Annotated in this window: 20 protein-coding genes; all 20 read right to left on the reverse strand. The window is 44.2% G+C overall.

Going from position 1 to position 17,493, the window contains the following annotated elements; translation table 11 throughout:
- Window positions 1-80: 80 nt before the first annotated feature.
- The 20 genes from ACZ42Y_RS02640 to ACZ42Y_RS02735 all read right to left on the reverse strand — a co-directional run bounded on the left by ACZ42Y_RS02640 (window position 81) and on the right by ACZ42Y_RS02735 (window position 17,450).
- Window positions 81-1,127, reverse strand: coding sequence for a glycosyltransferase family 2 protein (locus tag ACZ42Y_RS02640; RefSeq protein WP_464735612.1), 1,047 nt, complete (start codon window positions 1,125-1,127; stop codon window positions 81-83).
- Complete coding sequence (locus tag ACZ42Y_RS02645) at window positions 1,117-2,436, reverse strand: glycosyltransferase family 4 protein (RefSeq protein WP_464735774.1); 1,320 nt, start codon at window positions 2,434-2,436, stop codon at window positions 1,117-1,119. Before ACZ42Y_RS02645 ends, ACZ42Y_RS02640 begins: the two co-directional genes overlap by 11 nt.
- Entirely contained in the window at window positions 2,420-3,259 is an 840-nt protein-coding gene (locus tag ACZ42Y_RS02650; RefSeq protein WP_464735613.1) for a polysaccharide deacetylase family protein, read from the reverse strand. Before ACZ42Y_RS02650 ends, ACZ42Y_RS02645 begins: the two co-directional genes overlap by 17 nt.
- 27 nt (window positions 3,260-3,286) lie before the next feature.
- Window positions 3,287-4,117: an FkbM family methyltransferase gene (locus tag ACZ42Y_RS02655; protein WP_464735775.1), complete on the reverse strand. Its 831-nt coding sequence runs from the start codon at window positions 4,115-4,117 to the stop codon at window positions 3,287-3,289.
- Entirely contained in the window at window positions 4,117-4,860 is a 744-nt protein-coding gene (locus tag ACZ42Y_RS02660; RefSeq protein WP_464735614.1) for an ATP-binding protein, read from the reverse strand. Before ACZ42Y_RS02660 ends, ACZ42Y_RS02655 begins: the two co-directional genes overlap by 1 nt.
- A 76-nt stretch (window positions 4,861-4,936) precedes the next feature.
- Window positions 4,937-6,385, reverse strand: a complete 1,449-nt coding sequence (locus tag ACZ42Y_RS02665) for a sulfatase-like hydrolase/transferase (protein WP_464735615.1) — start codon at window positions 6,383-6,385, stop codon at window positions 4,937-4,939.
- Between the two features lie 52 nt (window positions 6,386-6,437).
- On the reverse strand, window positions 6,438-6,788 hold the full coding sequence (locus ACZ42Y_RS02670; RefSeq protein WP_464735616.1) for an alkaline phosphatase family protein: 351 nt from the start codon (window positions 6,786-6,788) through the stop codon (window positions 6,438-6,440).
- A 46-nt stretch (window positions 6,789-6,834) separates the two neighbouring features.
- On the reverse strand, window positions 6,835-7,173 hold the full coding sequence (locus ACZ42Y_RS02675) for a hypothetical protein (protein ID WP_464735617.1): 339 nt from the start codon (window positions 7,171-7,173) through the stop codon (window positions 6,835-6,837).
- A complete protein-coding gene (locus tag ACZ42Y_RS02680; RefSeq protein ID WP_464735618.1) occupies window positions 7,145-7,522 on the reverse strand; it encodes a helix-turn-helix domain-containing protein in 378 nt (125 codons plus the stop codon). Before ACZ42Y_RS02680 ends, ACZ42Y_RS02675 begins: the two co-directional genes overlap by 29 nt.
- A 754-nt stretch (window positions 7,523-8,276) precedes the next feature.
- Window positions 8,277-9,920 carry a hypothetical protein gene (locus tag ACZ42Y_RS02685; protein ID WP_464735619.1) on the reverse strand — a complete coding sequence of 548 codons (1,644 nt, stop codon included), beginning with the start codon at window positions 9,918-9,920 and terminating at the stop codon, window positions 8,277-8,279.
- Between the two features lie 43 nt (window positions 9,921-9,963).
- Entirely contained in the window at window positions 9,964-10,812 is an 849-nt protein-coding gene (locus tag ACZ42Y_RS02690; RefSeq protein ID WP_464735620.1) for an FkbM family methyltransferase, read from the reverse strand.
- An 89-nt stretch (window positions 10,813-10,901) separates the two neighbouring features.
- Window positions 10,902-11,669 (reverse strand): glycosyltransferase, encoded by a 768-nt coding sequence (locus ACZ42Y_RS02695; protein WP_464735621.1) that lies wholly within the window; start codon window positions 11,667-11,669, stop codon window positions 10,902-10,904.
- A gap of 323 nt (window positions 11,670-11,992) precedes the next feature.
- Window positions 11,993-13,033 carry a glycosyltransferase family 4 protein gene (locus ACZ42Y_RS02700; RefSeq protein WP_464735622.1) on the reverse strand — a complete coding sequence of 347 codons (1,041 nt, stop codon included), beginning with the start codon at window positions 13,031-13,033 and terminating at the stop codon, window positions 11,993-11,995.
- Between the two features lie 6 nt (window positions 13,034-13,039).
- Window positions 13,040-14,161, reverse strand: coding sequence for a glycosyltransferase family 2 protein (locus ACZ42Y_RS02705; RefSeq protein WP_464735623.1), 1,122 nt, complete (start codon window positions 14,159-14,161; stop codon window positions 13,040-13,042).
- Window positions 14,162-14,362: 201 nt separating this feature from the next.
- A complete protein-coding gene (locus tag ACZ42Y_RS02710) occupies window positions 14,363-14,584 on the reverse strand; it encodes a class I SAM-dependent methyltransferase (RefSeq protein WP_464735624.1) in 222 nt (73 codons plus the stop codon).
- Between the two features lie 14 nt (window positions 14,585-14,598).
- A complete protein-coding gene (locus ACZ42Y_RS02715; protein WP_464735625.1) occupies window positions 14,599-14,823 on the reverse strand; it encodes a class I SAM-dependent methyltransferase in 225 nt (74 codons plus the stop codon).
- Between the two features lie 80 nt (window positions 14,824-14,903).
- On the reverse strand, window positions 14,904-16,622 hold the full coding sequence (locus ACZ42Y_RS02720) for a tetratricopeptide repeat protein (RefSeq protein WP_464735626.1): 1,719 nt from the start codon (window positions 16,620-16,622) through the stop codon (window positions 14,904-14,906).
- Between the two features lie 24 nt (window positions 16,623-16,646).
- Window positions 16,647-16,997 (reverse strand): NAD-dependent epimerase/dehydratase family protein, encoded by a 351-nt coding sequence (locus ACZ42Y_RS02725; protein WP_464735627.1) that lies wholly within the window; start codon window positions 16,995-16,997, stop codon window positions 16,647-16,649.
- A gap of 29 nt (window positions 16,998-17,026) precedes the next feature.
- Window positions 17,027-17,263: a type II toxin-antitoxin system VapC family toxin gene (locus ACZ42Y_RS02730; protein ID WP_464735628.1), complete on the reverse strand. Its 237-nt coding sequence runs from the start codon at window positions 17,261-17,263 to the stop codon at window positions 17,027-17,029.
- Window positions 17,264-17,285: 22 nt separating this feature from the next.
- Window positions 17,286-17,450, reverse strand: coding sequence for a type II toxin-antitoxin system VapC family toxin (locus tag ACZ42Y_RS02735; RefSeq protein WP_464735629.1), 165 nt, complete (start codon window positions 17,448-17,450; stop codon window positions 17,286-17,288).
- Between the last annotated feature and the right edge of the window lie 43 nt (window positions 17,451-17,493).

Genomic DNA, 17,493 nt, shown 5'->3' on the forward strand with positions numbered 1-17,493 from the left:
GACGAGGCCCTCTCAAAGCCGGTGCGGCCCCCACCCAAGCCGTTATGGTTATCCGGGGGGCTGCCGGGCTGGGATATTATTCATTCTTTAGCTCTCCCGGGTTTCACCTTAATCCTCAGCTGAGCCCTGTAAAGCCCCGCCAGGTGGAGCCTCAGGCCGACAAGCCTGAACGTTACCAGCCCCCTCCTGAGCATCCCCGTTAGGCTAGCCCTCCTGGGGGTGGCCGCCCTCCTACCCGCCAGATACTTTAAATCCCTGAAGAACCTGGCCAGTATTCTAAACGTTAGCCTGGCCTCGTAGGGGTCGCTTAGAGCGGCCTTCACGCCCAACACAAGGTACAAGGCCATGAGCATGAGGGAGGCTACTACTGCTGCTGGGAGGGGGTAGTTCGTGAATATCGTGTAGAGCCTGTTCCTCCTGCCAAAGTATAGCGCCCGGTAGGGGATCCTCCTAGTCGAGTGCTGGCCGACATGGTATGCAACCGCGCCGGGGACATACACCACGCGGTACCCGGCAAGCCAGGCCCTCCAGCAGAAGTCCAGGTCCTCATTGTAGAGGAAGAACCTCGGATCCATACCCCCAAGCCTCAGGTAGACGTCACGCCGGACCATGGCACATGCAAAACTAGCATACAGTATATCCCTAGGCTCGCCATACTGCCCCGAATCCCTCTCATACATCCCCAAGTGGAAGCCGTGGCCGAGGAAATCCATGACACCCCCAACACCATCAATATAACCCCCAGGCTTCAGGAGCTTAGGCTGAACAACAGCAACATCACTATTCTGGGACAAAAACTCGGCAAGCCTGGCGAAACAGTAGGGGTCAACAACAACGTCAGGATTCATCAAGACAACATACCTGCCACGAGCAAGCCGGACACCAACATTACAAGCATAGGGGAAACCCATGTTCCTACGAAGCCTGACAATCTTAACCCTTGGATCGCTACCGAAATATTTCTTAACGAGTTCTAAGGTATTATCGCTACTATTATTATCAACCACGAGCACCTCCTCTATAGCTACACCGCGGGAGCCGAGAACGGACTTCAAGCAAGGGATAATGTAGCTGCTGGCGTTGTAGGTAACCACAACTACAGATACAGAGATCTTCTTATCCCGCATTTTCAACCGCCCCAAAGAGTAGGCGTGCATACATCCGGGCAACATCACCAGTAGTTTTTACATATCTATGCGTATCGAGAGGGCCAAAGGCATCCTTATCCCCGATAATCCTGTCTATAGTCTGCTCGATAGCCTCAGCCAGTGCATGGGCGTTACCCGGCTCTACGAGTAAGCCTCTCGGGTAAGGGCTCAAGTACTCTGGTACGCCTCCAACATTTGAAGCAATAACATATCTACCCGAGGCAACACCCTCAATAACACTTAACCCTGCGCTTTCATGGCATATAGAGGGGAGGACAACTGCGTCAAGCAACTTATAAACGCTTACTCTAGGTCTCACAAAGCCTAATAGATGAACATACTTTCCTAATAAATACTTATATTTGCTAATAATTCTCATGGATGCACTGCTTAGATTATGCACCTTTCCAATAATGTAAAATTCCATGGAACGGGCTAAATCCTTCCTGCGCCTCACAACGAGGTCTACAGCCTCTAATAACACGTGTACTCCCTTGTGGAGGGAGACGTCTCCAATAAAGCCTAATCTAACACGAGCAGTTCTCCTAGGTTCACGGGCCAGAGCGAACAGCTCCTCCGGAGCCCCATGCCGAATAATGACAGCGTTCACGCCGGCGAAGCGTTTAACAATGGAGGCCATAAACTTTGAGGGCACAATAACATTTGAATGCCTCAAGACAGTTCTAGATATCTCCCATGCATCTTGGAAGTTCTTGTCTACACTAATCTTCTCGGCAGGGCTTAGAAGCCTAGGTTTTAGAGGGTTGAGGAACGGCTGAATGTACCCTATCTTAAGCAACACCTCGGAAGCTGCACAGTACCCTGGGGGTTCTCCGAGAGCCAAGCATGGCATGCTGCAGGGCCTGCCTTTAATTGGATCCCACATGTGTTTAAGAGGGCAGAAGAACCCCCCATCATGGACGATAAGGTATAGCTTAGGAATTTTATCCATAACCTTTTCAATTACGGAAAGAACAATTGGCTCGACAGAGTTCACCAGCATTATGCTAGGCCTCAATGCACTAATGAATCCCTCCATGAACTTAGAAACCTTTTCTAAAATATTATTAAAACTGCTGACGCGTAGGAAGTTGTAGACTTTAACTGTATATCCGTAGTTGTTCCCGTTTTCCACAATGCCCAGCTCCAGCTGTAGTACGCCACTCTGAGAACGCATACCGACTAAGTAGAACCGGGACTCTGCTATTTTGCTGAGCCTGCTTAGAAGGTCTTGGAGAAACACGTTGGCGCCGCCAATCCCCAGCCTACCGCTATGAACCACCAGCACCTTCAAACTCATCCATTTTCACCCTACCCGCTCTCTCAACAACTTCTCTAATTGTTAGTACCTCAATATCCCTCTTTAGAGAAGATATGAAGGCTAGGAGATCCTCAAATCCCAGCTTAGCTTCTCTATCAAGCATTATTTCCCATGAGTGCCCCCACAAGCTAACTACATAGCTCTTTTTATCATACCTAGACCGCTCAAGCAGTATCAATATTACATTTTTAATAAACGAAAATGTGTTCATATATCCTCTTTTAATCATGTTAGCAAAAAGGTCCCCTACATCACTAGAATACATGCTCAAATACGCTCGTAAGAATGTGGGGCGAAGCTTGTTCACGACATCCCATATAGAACCCACAAGTTTTAACGGGTAAAGTGGAAGAGTAACACGCAGGGAATAAGGATCCCCCACGAACCCGTTAACACCTATCCAGTAGGCATTAGTAGTTCTGGCATACAGGTAGCCAGCCTCCCTTACATGCTTCTTAATATTATCGTTGAACAATCCGTAGGGGTACGAGAAACCGATGATCCTCTCACCAATAATATCCTCTAATAATATTCTTGAATCCCTTAACTCCCTCACCACAAGCCCCCATGGAAGCAGGGTAAGAGGCCTATGAGTTAGCGAGTGAGATGCAACCTCATGAACCTCGGAAAGCCAGTAAACATCCTCCCTTGAAAGCCACGCAGAACCCTTATCAACCTTACCAGCCGTAACAAAGAACGTAGCTTTAAACCCATATTTCTCAAAAAGCTTAGCTAGACTAATGTCAGTTTTAAATCCATCATCGAAACTAAACATTAATCGTACAGGCATAATTGTATCCCAATTATTTTATGTGAATTACTCCCCACCCATCTTAGTTGCCATTACACAGTACTCACCACGCTTATTTTCAGCTTGTTGCTCCGCCAAGAACGTTCTTTTTACGAATACGGTCATATCTCTTAACAAAGTCTTCTTCTCAACCCATCTTGTAATATGATCTATTATTTCGAACTTCAGCAGTGCTAATAAATTCTCACCTCTTACAAATCTTCGGAAAGTGTACTGAGGTATGAGTAGAGTGCTTACCTTGAAATTATACTTTTTCAGCAATTTAGCTACACTAAATACTGCATAAGAACTATGTGCTTCTAAAATAAGAGATCGAATTCTTCTTTTTAAAGAAGCCGTAGCTCCTTTAAGTACTTTTAATTCTGCTCCCTCTACATCTATTTTCACCAAATCTACTTGATCTATTCCTAAGGATTTTAGAACATTATCCAATGTATTTGCTTTAACGAGAGTGAATTGTCTCCCAGGATAAACAACTGAATATATACCTGATAAATTAAAATTATATAGTTTTAAAGTTCCTTGTCTATCCCATAGGGCTAGATTTAATGGAATTACATTATTTAAATTATTGAGCTTTATATTAATTAGAAGCTTTCTAAAGTTTTCTGGATGTGGCTCAATTGCTATAACAATTCCTTTCTTAGCCTTAGTTGCTGCTTTAACTGTGAAGAACCCGACGTGAGCGCCAACATCAACTATTATGGAATCGCTGCGAATTTCTACGGAATCATAAAACCTCCTTATAAAAACATCAATAAAAGGGTAGAGATCGCCTACTTTACTATCTACAAGAAATTTTAACCCTTTATAAGAGAACCTAATCCACACAGGCATCACCTATGGTGGTTTAACATTTTAATTACATCTATAAGTATCTGTAAAGGTTTCCGCCTTGTAGTGTCAATTTCTATTAGTGGCGCAAAAGTAAAGTAGTCCCTTAAAAACCTCCTTTCGACAAGCGATCTGAATAACATTATCCAGCGAGGAATTGCTGGTGTCCCTCTGCCGGATTGTCTCTCCTTAGCAATATCGAAGTCGCAGCTTAAGTAAACAACACTGTGGGGTATTCTGCGCAGAAAACCGTATAGAATCCTTGCTGTGAAGAGTGTATATGAGTAATTTATATTCTTTCTAAGCCGCCTTAAACGTAGGTATAGCTCCATACATGCGATATATGATAGAAAGCTGTAAGGACCTCTCTCCCATACTACAATAGAGCCGAAGATTGCTCGTAACAGGTTCTTTAAGGAGTAGATAAAAAAGCTAACTATTTGCAAAATATACCATAAGGGAAACAACCTAGCCACAACACCATAATCAGGCTCAACAATCTCAGAACCGTCAGGGTAAACATGAACTTCCTTCCTTCCCACCTTGATCAAGAACTTTTGAAGCGTATATGCCAGTAAATGATCAGAGTATGTAGCATCAAACACTGCATTATCCCCTAATAAACGAATCCTAACATCTTTAGGAAGCGAGAAAATATACCTTGCAAGAGTAGATTTGCCAGAACCCTCAACTCCAATAATCATTAACCATACTGGTTTAGACTTGTTAAACACGTTATCTGTCACCCAATAAACCTCATTAAACAATCCCAGCTACACTCAATAAAAACGAGCATCCTTATTACTTTAGGTACATTATCTTTTAATCTTTTAAGTAGTCGTGAAGCCTCTTAGCTAACGCTATATGTCCCTCTAAGAGGATATGCTTCCTTAAGATTTTCAAGTGCTCTTTTAGAAGATCTGGATTACTATCTACTATATTGACCTTTTCATTCGGATCTTTAACTATGTCATATAATTCGGTATAAACATTATTTCCATAGAATGTGACTATGGTCTTTGCACGCTTTGTTATGTATGCGTAACTAATTTTCCTTTCCCACCAGCATTCAGCAAACACGCCAGCTCTTCTTGAGTAGAAGTTTGCCGTCAGAGATGGTATATTTAGATATTCCCATAATTTTTGTTCATTCTTTCCCAATACTTTAAACACCATCTTACCAAAATCCATGTGAGATGAAAGTTTACTAGTAATTTCACCTAAATCATCAGGGTAGGCGCCGTAAAGGATTAAGGGAACCTTTAATAACTCATTGTATAATGCATATCCGTGATTTAGTTCTCCGTGTTCAAGGAAGCCCTCTCCATGGTCTGACGTAATTATTAGAATAGTATCTCCTAAGGTTGAGATTAGTTTCTCTAGGAGTGCAAACAGTTTTGCAAGTACTAGGTCGACATATTTTAATGCTAGCACACGTAATTCTTTAAGTAATGTTAAGATTTCATTGTCAAGTAAATCCTCCCTCTTAGTCCTGAGCTCTACTTTTCTAAGAATCCTAGTTAGCATATATAATTCTCGAAGAGTGCTAAGTCTATTTAGCGGTGGTGCATAACTGCCAAATCCATTATCATGGAGGTCCATGATGTGGACCCATAAAAATAAGGGTGTCCGCAGGTATCTTTGTAGAATGTGACCAGTTATTCTTACAGAATCTTCACCCCGCACTGCAGGCATACGTTCGAGATTAATAGAAAGGATCTTGTACTGAAGTATATCAATAAATGCTATTAGCAAGGAGGCGAGGTCAATATTTTTAGCTGATAAGGCCTTATGATACATCAACCATTTAATTACTCGCTCGGGCACTCTTAGAAGGTTAAAACCTTGTTTCATGCCTGTCAAAGATCTGACCCAAATCCTCTTCTTTTCTATTCTTTCCCAATACTCTTGGAGATCGATGAATAAATCAAAGCCTTTAGAATACCCGTAATATGAGGATACATAGGGATTATCAACCAAAGCTATGGTTCTATAGCCGAATCTTTTAAGAACCTCTGCAAGTGTTCTTCGTTTCCAGATAGCCACTCCATTATACTTATCTGGTTTTGTCCTCCAAAGGGGAGGCAGGGATGTATGGATGGATGGAAAGGAGAATGGCGTTGCTGGCCCATTAGCGTAGTGATTTTCAAAGAACATACCTTTACTAGCTATTTTTCTGAGGAAATGCATTTTATTTACTTCGTCGTATCTTAAAGTATCAATAGTAACTAATACAATATTAGGCATTCTTGTCATCGCCATTCTCCTCATATAATTTTCTTCGCCTCGCTCGGAAGCACCATCTTCTATTCATAGTCTAACACTAATCCCCCATAGAGTTCAATATTTCAAAATCTCTATTGACGGCAATAACTCTTCCGCGACGCATTGAGACGAGATCCCATAAGTAAACTTGCCCGTCAAGTTCACGTGTAAGTGGTACTAGCTTATCTCCGCTCGGCTTTAAGAAGCCATAGATTCCAAGCCTCTCAGGGCTTAAGCCTGCGAACAGTGAGTTCCATGCAGGAATGCTCCATGGGGGTAGGGTGCTTTTAAGTGTAGCCCATGCGGCACCACTTTTAATAAACCTCATTGATAAGACCTCCGTATGTTTAAGCCTCTGAATTATATTCCAGGAGGCGCCATCAATCCCTATCAGGAGAGCCTTCTCCATCGCAGTCCCCACTAAATGCTGCGTCTACGTCTAAGCATGGGTACACCTAATTGAGCGGAAACTTATGAGCTAACCGTGTTGACCCTTTGAGCGGTTCCCATTTGATCCGGGGCTCTATTTTCTCCTCGAAGTATGGGCATACGGCGCAGAGTACTGGCCTCTTCTCAACCCTGACCCTGTAGACTATCCTACCGTTTAACTTGTCCCTCTTAACCTCGTCATCGTCTAGCTCCGGGGGCCTCTCAGTCCAGTACCACCGGTAGCAGTAGCCATCCCTATAGTACTTGCAGCGGCTCATCCTCAGCCTCCCAGCCTCAGCTATGAGCGCTAGGCTAGCGTATATGTCGATCAGGGAGTCATCGTATTCCCTTAAGCTCCTCCTCAAGGCTTAGCATCTTCTCCCTAAGCCCCGAGACCTCCCTGGAGAGCTCCTCCAAGAGTCCAGCCTTGCCGGCGGCCTTCGCGAGCTCCCTAAGCCTCTCCTCAACACGGTCAAGCTCCCCCGAGACATCCTGGAGTCTCCCCGATAGCTCCTCAACCCTAGCAGCCAGCTCAGCCGCCTGCCGGAGCCTAGACCGGGGGCTCTCAACGGGCGACAGGACCTCCCAAACCTTGTATAGGCTGCAGCCAAGCTCACGCGCAATCTCACGGTAGCTATAGCCGCGCCTGCGAAGCTCCAGGGCCCTCCTCCTAAGCTCCTCATCATCATACCTCTTCCTAGGCAAGCGCTCCACCCAAGAAGACGTTATAGGAGAACGTAATACTAAAAACGTCTGCAGAGCACAGCCAGACACACCCAGGCCCCCACACCCAAGACTGCGGGGCGGGCTAGGGGGGCTCCTAGCTCCAGCAGTTCCTGCTCCAGCACAGAGCCGGCAGGGCAAAGACGTTTTCATGCAAAACACTCCCAAACGTTTTCCCCTATCCTTCCAGAGGGTGCTCGGAGTGCAGGTAACTGGAGCTTAACCAGCTTCACCGAGAGCTTTCCCCGCACTTCTTTATTTAAATACGTTTATTTAAATAGGGGAGCCGTAGCAGGTTTCTCAACCCATAGTCTGCTAAGGTAAGCATTTGGTGCTGGCATTGAGCCTAGGATAGCTCTCTTAATGCTACCATGTTCGTAGACCTCGTACTTCGCCTCATAACTGATATCATCTAGAATACCACTCTGTAGTCGTGGAGATGTGCAACAACCCCCCTAGCCTCCTAGCAATAGGTATTAGAGGGTAGCCGCAGGAGGAATATGATGGAACATATAGTACATCAAAGCCCTTCATCGGCTTCTCATACATTGTTTACCTTAGCCGGATTCTTGGTGCTAACAGTAACTGTTATATTAAATACTCTGCTCTGACTAAAAGCTTAGTTGTAAGGTGCGTGGCTAAGGTGCCTCCACTACCCTCAAATCAGTATAGGTTAGTAACAATAAGAATTCTTATTAGTGACTTAAATAATATAACGAGGGGCATTGCAAGTGAAACGTATTAGTTATGCATTGATTAGCCCTAGCTTAAGTAAGACAGCTCTCCCCGCATTATAAAGAAGTGTCTCTTGGCGGACTACAAATGGTGAGAGCTTAAAAAAGCCCTCTCCAGATAACATTTCTGCCCCCATAACTTTTATCGGTGAAAAAGAAGAAAAATAGAAGACATATTGTACTTGCATCTTTTCCAACTCCTCGATATCCGTGCATCCTGAGGCATTGCTTAGTAATTGTACAATCCGCCTATTTATGTAGGGGGTTGGGGAGACATAGCTTGTCAAGTTGCGTACTTCGAGCTTAAATAGGAGATCGCTCGATGTTGCCATATCGCTGTACACTACGATTCTTCCCTCTACATGGGCTAAGTATTGTGAAAAGCCGCTGGTATAGAATCTTGTAGTTGGATCAACACCGTATAAGTAGTTTTCCATGAAGGCTCCTATGCAGGAAATAATTATTAAAAAGAACAGGCTGTAAAGGACTAAATTTACCGAATTTCTCGCAACACTCTTCTTTGTAAATACCTTAACTATGTCGTAAGCCAGAAGAAGTGCTATGGGCAGACCGAATAGAGTTTCAAACCTAAACTCCAAACCCCTATAGAAGAGCTTCGATCCAATTCCCATTAAGAGGATAAACATTGAGAGAAAGGCTACCAGCCCATCATCAAATATTGTTCCTTCCAATTTTTTGGCCATATTCTTCTTCATTCCTCCCAAGGCTTTTAAAATTATGTACAAGAAAGAGTAAAGATATACCGAGATAACGCTTACCCCTTTTACTATTTGTTCTACTCTTTTAAGGATAAATGTGATAGGGTCATAGCCTGCTACAGCCTTATAAACATATGCTTGAGTTTTACGCTCAAGAGCGCCCATGGTGAATAAGCTGAGTACTTGATGAAGGTAATTCCTAATAGTTAATCCCTCCCTTTTGATCTCCATGCCAAGGAAAGGGTTCAGCAGGAAGATAGCTAATATTATGATTAGAGAGATGATCACTAAGCCCTTCTTCTCGTTTTCATCAACCTCTAGTATAGTATGTGATGTAAGCGATGATAAGAAAAGTATGAGGGATCCCGCAAAGAATACTGCAAAGGATGCTGTATAATATGTTATCGACAACAGCAATGCAAACAAGGTTAATACAGTAAACCATGACTTAACATTAGTCTTGTCCATGAGTATGAGAGCATAGATTATAAACACGGGTAAGAGTGTGCCCCAGTGTGCACGACCACTATAGAGTATTCCAAGAGCCAAGTAAACCACATATGCATAATATATTATGGGTATGAAAGCTGAGAATGACTTAGGAAACTCCGAATTCTTCCTTATCTTTTGCATTAATTTCCAAGGAAAAACGTAAAATGCGATGGTTAAAACAAAGACTAAAGGTATGTACCCAGCGTAGGTCCAAGGTATACCAGCGATTGTTATAAATATTAGGTGAAGAAGTGCAGGTGTTGGATACAGTTTTTCAACCTCAACCGCGTCCCCCCAATACCGATGCCAATCTATGCTGGTGGGTATGTTAATGTGACCATGCTTGAATAATTCATATGAGTATGCAATGGAAATTATATTATAATGCCTAGGTATGTTTAAGTAAGAAAGATAAAATATTGCAATTACTATTATTGTCGCCAATACTATTATTTTAGTTAACGCTGTAATGATATACTTATGCCTTCTATCTTGCTGGAATAGCATGTATATGAACCTTTCCAGAACCAAAAGGTGTAATGAATAAAAGGTAATTATTGGACTTAAGCATTGACAAGATCTTTAAAATATTTGCTCTATCTGCTTCAAGTACTATATAGGGCTTTAGAATCCTTATAAATCGCATAGAACCCTTCAATACATCTACTTCGGCCCCCTCTACATCTATCTTTACATAGATATTATGCTTTTTCACCGATGTTAGATTAATTAGTATTTGTGATAGCTCATGTTTTATTTCGTGATCTAATGAGGTTGTTCTAACTATAATTAATCTCGAACTTTGTACATGCGTACTATGTCCTCCCGACTCCTCATGTATGTAGAGCTTTGTCTTGCCTTTTCGTAGCGAAAGAGCATAAGGTTTAATCAAGCACTTACTGACGTTATTAAGTCTAGTATTTAGTCTTAGTAATGCATAATTGAGTGGATGAGGTTCATAAGCAATACAAAAACAATCACATTTCAAGTTTCTATACACATGTGTTGTAAACAATCCTATATGTGCACCAATATCAATAATTATCGATCTAGGCTTGAATTTCACTAGGTACTCATAGTCACGAATATCTCTCACATGCCATAGTAACCCGATTGAAGCCAAATCGGGTATTATATAAAGTGATCTGTCAAGCAGGTATGTGACTACTAATAGTATTCTAGTGTATCTTTTAATGATCCCGCTTTCGGGTTTTATTATAGCATTTATGTATACTCTGCTTAATGCCCTTATCAAGCGTGGTGATACTCTGATTCCATATGATCTCAGCCTGAGGGCTTGAACTATACCATTAACCAAGTAGAAGTAAATCTTCAATGACTATCCTTATCACGCGAATACCGCACCTAAACACTAACTCTCTATTCTTTTCAAGATAAGTCCTAAATAGCTTAAGGAACAAGATTCTACTCCCTCAGCTTAGACAAGATTGTTTTAAGTATTCTTATGAACCTTCTTTTTGCAATATTCTCATTGTAACTTAGTGCTACATGCTTCGCTACATGAGACAGTTCTCTTATGTAGTCTTTGCCATGCGTGTAGATCTTTAAGATAGTCTCTACTATCTCCTCGGGTGAATCAACAATTAGCTTTGGGGAGAGACGCACCACAAAATCTCTTGCTCCTACGTTTTTTGTGATTACTGGTATCAGCCCAGCTGACATGGCTTCAACGACTGGCAATCCGAAAGCCTTAAAGCGGGCTGGATAGACGAAGAAGATGCATCTAGCAAATATTTCCTTAACTTGTTCATCCGGGAGAGGACCTAAAACTCTGAAACCTTCTTCTTTTTTCGAAAATCTAACTAGCTTTCTGAATAAAGTGGAGTTTCTTTCTAATGGACTACCTATAACGTACATCTTAGCGTTTTTTATTTCTCTTTTAAGTATACGGTATATGGTTGGGAGGAAATCTGCTCCATCATTTAAAGTTATATGTCCAAGATAACATATACTAAGAATGTCACTGCCTACCCTTGGTTCTATGTTTCTAAACGCGTTGATCTTGGGGCTAACAGGCCAGCATATAAATAGCCTTTCTTTATTCAAGCCTAATATTTTCCTTGCAAGCTCATATGTTAAGGAGGAGTTTGCTATAGCTACATCAACCCACTGTCGATAAAGTACTTTTGCAATATCTCTAAGTTTAGGGTTTACTATGAAGTCTCCAAACAAAATATTGATGTGTATTTTAGCCAATCCTAAGGATCTTAGAAGACCAGCATAGAGTGAGGGTCTCCACCCTTCACTAAACACTATATATCGAGGATTTAAAAAAAGCTTCATGTCTCCTGGAATAAGTCTTCTCCATAAACGTATGCGCTCGCCTCTAAGAACGCTGAACTGATATCGATGAGCATAATGAGGATTAAAGTCATAGGTTATATAGAGTATTTTATTATTTTTACAGTTGTGCAATGCTCTAAACTTTAACTAGCTAATCACTAAGTTTACGAGCTCGTTCTATAGTTGGTTAGTCTTCTGGGTAGGTAATCTAGTTATTGTACTTCTTCGTATAATTGTTTTATCTTCAATGCTGTAGTACTCCATGGGATAATGTTGGATGACCGTGCTATGAAAAGTTTTTCTCCATTAAGATTTAATATGCTAAGAGGAACTGCCTGGAGCGTTTTCAATACTGTTTCTGTTATTATTGCCTGTGCTCCCATAGCTAATGCTTCAGCTATGAAGACGCTAAAGGCCTCGTGTTTGCTTGGATTTACTGCATACCTAGAACCTGCTAGTAGTTTTAAATAGGTTCGCCTCGGCTGTGGTGGATGAAATTCTACTTCTCCCGAATAAAATCTTTCAATATATTTCCTGAGTTTGTTTTTATATGATCCACCGCCTAGTATAACTAGTCTTAGGCCTAATTGTTTTGAAAGGTCTACTGCTAGTTCTAATCTTTTATATTTCTCTATTCTACCCGCATAGATCATGTAGTCGCTGTTTAGGCCTCTCCACTTATAGTTTAATACATCTTCGTCTACTCCGTTTGGTATTACGGTTATCTTATATTTTATATAAGGATAGTGTTTTTGGAGTTGTTGAGCCTCATAGGGGCTTACTGATTGTATTGTATCTGCTATTTTGGCTAGCTTGTTTATTCTGCTTCGCCAGAAAATATTCCATAAAAGCCTCCTTGTCAGTGTATGACCTGTTCCATGGTAGTGGGGGGTGAAGACTAGTTTTAGGCTTGGATTGTATTGTTTCAGTTTAAGCCCGGCGTGTACCGGTAATACTGCATGGGCGCTATGAACGTGTGCTACATCATGCGTTTTTGCTAGCTTCTTTAAGAGCTTCTCAAAATCGTTTTTACGCCGGGGTATATGGTATGCATTGTTGGGGGCGAGTGTCGGCCATCTTATTACATGTACATTGTCTAGTTCTTCCTCTACAGGCTTATCGATTCCTGGTTCTCCGCAGAGAACTGTTACTTGGTGACCCATTTTAGCAAACCTTATTGCCAGTGACTTGACAACGTACTCCACGCCGCCAATGTGTGGATGATACCTAGGGGCTACGTAGAGGATCTTCATGGGGTATTATTTGGTCTGCTTTTCCCACGTTATCTCCTTTGTGTGTAGGTTTCTTATCATTGCTGCTATGAGGTATAGTTGTGTTGTTATCCATGTCCTGTATGGCTTGTATGCTAGTAGTGCTGCGGCTAGTGCTAGTAGTATGATGGCTAGGGGGCTTTTGTGGGCTGCGGCTAGGGCTAGTAGTGTTGCGGCTACAAGTAGTAGCCATGGGTTGAGTAGGTGTAGGTATGTTTCCATTAGCAGTATTTTCTTGAACTGCTTTGGTGTCCTATGTCTTATCCTTAGTGTTTTCTGGAAGTGCTGGGTTAGGTGTTGCGCTCTGCGGATCCTCCACCTGGTGTAGCCTTTTCTCGGCACTAGCTCTGTGCACCATACGTCTTCGGGTGTTATCGCCCTGTGGCCTTTGAGCGCTATTAGGGTTGCTGTGTGGCTGTCGTCTGCGCCGAGGTCTTCCGGGAATCCTCCTATCTCCTCTAGGAGGCTCTTCCTGTAGGCTGCTAGCTCCCCGTGGAATACTGGTGTTGAGTGGGCTTTGCTCTCCGCGAGCCTTACCTGGTTGTAGAGGCTCCTGTAGGCCTCCTCGACGCCCCCGGGGCCCTGGCCCGCCGGCCTCTTGAGGCAGGAGACGGCGCCCACGGTGGGGTCTGCCAGGTAGGCTACGGCCCTCCTCACCGTGTCTCTCTGGGGCCAGAACGAGTCTGCGTCGGTTAGGATTACGACCTCGGCGTCCGGCGGGATGTGTTTTAGCGCTGTGTTTAGCGCGTGCGCCTTGCCCCTCCTGGCGGGCTCCTCTACGAGCCTGACCTTTAGGTCTGGGTGCTTGGAGGCCCACCTTCTAGCCTTCTCCGGGGTGCCGTCGGTGCTGGCGGAGTCCACTACCACTACTTCGAGCTTTTCGCGGGGGTAGTCCTGCCTGTAGATGTCGTCGAGCTTACGCTCTATGAGCCCTGCCTCGTTGTAGGTCGGCACTACCACTACCACCCTGGGCGTGTACCCGGGATCCCTCCCCAGCCCCCAGGGCCTGCGGAGCCAGGCCCTCCTGAGGTGCAGGTAGTAGGCTAGGGGCACCCCGAAGTGTACTACCGCTAGGGCTACCGCAGCGGCCTCCAGCAGGGCTGTGTTCACTGCTGGCCTGTCTGGCTATGTTTCCTGTATACCAGGATCCATGCTGACGGCCATGAAGGCGTCTTGATCTTATGGTATATTTTTACTCTCTCCATGAGCCTTAGTGTTAGCGGGGTCCCTTTCGCCGGGTTCATTGCTGTGACTTCAAGGTTTATGTATGGATAGCCTATTTTATCTTTTATCCTAACAGTTTCTTTTAGCTTACGTGGTAGCAAGAGTAGTGGGAGCGTTGCATGTGGTTCTAGATAGTGTTTTGGAGGTTTGGTAGCTGTATGATTGGTATCCTCCATTCCTTAGTATTCTGTTTATCTCCTGGAGGCATTTCCTGGGGTTGTGTAGGTGTTCGAGCAGGCTTATGGCTATGACTGCGTCGATGCTTTCGCTTCTTCGTGGTATGTTTTCTGCGTCTCCACATAGTTTCACGGCTAGCGGCTCCTCTATGCTCTTGGTGCTTTGCAGTCTATGTCTAGCGCTGCTACTTGTTTTTCCTTTCTCTCACGGAGCCTTATGGCGAATGCTCCACTACCGCATCCAAGGCCTAACATTATGTTGCACTTGTCTATATAGGGCTCGATGACCTCTAGGTATCTATCAATCCTCGTCTTGTGTAGTCCTGGCTTCTCGGCTAGTTTTACGCCTAGTCTATAGATCGTTTTAGACATCTATGTTGTCCTAATGGAGCTAGACGTTATGATGCATTCCATGTATTCCTTGTTAGGGGATAGTATTGTTGCTTCCAGCATCAACCTCTTCTCTTTAACTCCTCCATAAGCTTCTTTGCAGGAGTGTAATCTGGTTTCAGCTCTAAGGACCTGGAACAAGACCTGTAAGCTTCATCGTATTGTCCGAGGATGAAATGTATGAAGGCCTTATTGTACCAGGCTTTGTACTGGCGGGGATCAAGCCTTAGGGCTTTATCGAGTTCCCTTAGCGCTTCAGTATATCTTCCCAGCATCGCCAAGGCTATGCCTTTATTTATCAGGGCTGAAGTATAGCTTGGATCTATTTCAAGAGCTCTCTCCAAATACTTCAATCCTATATCGGGTCTTCCAAGAAACTCGGTATATAGGCGTCCTAGGTTATTCCACGCCTCCTTAAGGTCTGGCTTAGAATCAATAGCTTTTCTATAGTAGAATTCAGCTAGCCTGTAGTTGCCTCTTTTAACCATCTCAACACCTAGGTTCACTAGGACTTCAGGAGACGCGTCACGTGGGACGGGAATTATCATAGTTTCAATTGCCCATCCAGGGGCTATGTATGCTAATACAGGCTTGTTTTCAACGGTCATTGCATAGGGATATCCAAGCTGATCGAGGTATAGCTTGTTCTGTGTTAAGACTATGGCGTCTATGCCCGGATGCTCAGAGAGCCACTCTCTAGATTTCTGCTCAAGATAAGAGCCTAATATCTCAGGACCTATACTGGTTCCTATTAGCTCAGGCAATTGCAATATAGGTCTACCGGCAACATCAGATACATCCACATAGATTACTTTACGCATCCCACCATAGGCTTCGACGCTTTTAAGCTGTTCTCGAGCCCTCCCTAGCTCGTTTAGTAGCTGCTTCTCTATCTTCTCCCGCTTATCCGGATTTCTTACAATTATTATTTTAGGCTCTTTAACCTTGAAAACCCCATTAAACACCCCTACGTACGATGATGATGCTAAGAACTCTACGTTCTCGGGCTGTGGTATGCTTATTTCATAGATGTTTTCAATAATTTTAGGTAATTTCTGAGTCCTGATAATGGCTTGTTCGTGGGAAGCTTCTCTGATATCACCAGCAATAATTTTTTCAATGAGCTTGACTATTTCTTCCAGATCCCTATTAGTCCTTGGAACCTTTTTCACCGTCACATCAACTATTCCACAAAACCTTTGTTCGCTCAATGACCGCATAGCCTTGATAGCGACGTCAACATATTTCTCGCTTCTCCTAAGCCTCTTACACTCTGCGTAAACCTCTACATTACCCTTCCTAGCATAGACGTCTACTCTTCCAGTTCCAAGCACGTCTGGCAACTCTACTTTGAAGTCGTTTGAAGCATAGTTGGCTGCTACAAGTACCTCATAGATGAGGGCCTCGAACCTAGATCTATCAAGTAATGCCCCTCTAACCCTGCTGTCATCGAGAGATAGCGCATTTGATCGTGCTAAGAGGTCGAGCGCGTATGCGAATAGTAGGAGACTCTGGAATTCCTCTATTTCCATCGAGAACCTTAAGTCGAAAGAGTAACCTCTCTCCTTCAACTTCTGGATGATTACATACCATTTGGCAGCCCTATGTACATTCACGGGGCGCAAGTATTCAAAGCTCTCTGGTTTTCCTTTAGGAATCCATTTATGAAGCTTTTGGACTTCCTCTCTCAGCCTATCCCTGAATACCTCTTTTAGAAACTGCTCTAACGATGTAATTAGTTGTTGTGTGCTTTGAATATTAGTCCACTCGATAAGCTCCATGGTAAGCTTTACCTCTTAACGCCTTTAACTTCTCGGCATACTCTGCATCCCCCGTAAATGAATAGAGGACCTTACTATCAATTCGACCTGGTATTTTCTCAACAAGTTTCCAAGGGGCAGGGTATTCTCGCGTCTACTGATTTCAATAGTTGGCCTAAGTTCTGCTAGTAGTATGTCTACGTCTATAGTTTCCAATGCTGTTATCTCTCCAGTTTCTCTTGTCCTATTATTTTTAATGTCCAGGGCCCCCTCCAGGTTCCCGGCGCTACCCGTGGACAGGTTGTCTATGCCGGTGACCCTGAAGCCCTCGCGGAGGAGCCTGTCCACCAGGTGGCTCCCCAGGAAGCCCGCGGCGCCGGTCACGACGGCCCTCACAAGGATCCCTCCCACGCGTGTGGTGTAGTCTACACTCCCAGGTTGTCTAGGAGTGCTGCATCTAATACGTTTCCTGGCTTGTTGTACAGCTTCTTGTCGCTCGTCACTAGGGTGGAGCCTGCTGGCGCGGCTAGGCTTGCATACGCCGCGTCGTATATGGTGATGTTGTGGTCGTACGACAGCTTTACGGCTAGACGCCACGCCTCGGCGTCGAGGTCTATAGTGATGCCGAGGTCGAGGAGGCTCTCAACCGCCTTAGCTACCATATCGGCCCCGAGCCTGTAAACCCTATGTAGAGACCCCGTAGACTATGAGGCTTGGAGCGTAAACCTCCACCTCGCCGTCCCGGTATTTCTCGAGCAACCTTAAGGCCTTCTCCTGACCCCTCTCGGGCGCGAACCACTTCACCGCCACGCTGGCGTCGACCACGATCCTGCGGCTACCTCCTCGCATCCCTCCAGCGCCTTATCTCCTCCGCCGAGTCGTAGTCCGTGGG

Source organism: Pyrodictium brockii, assembly GCF_055379715.1.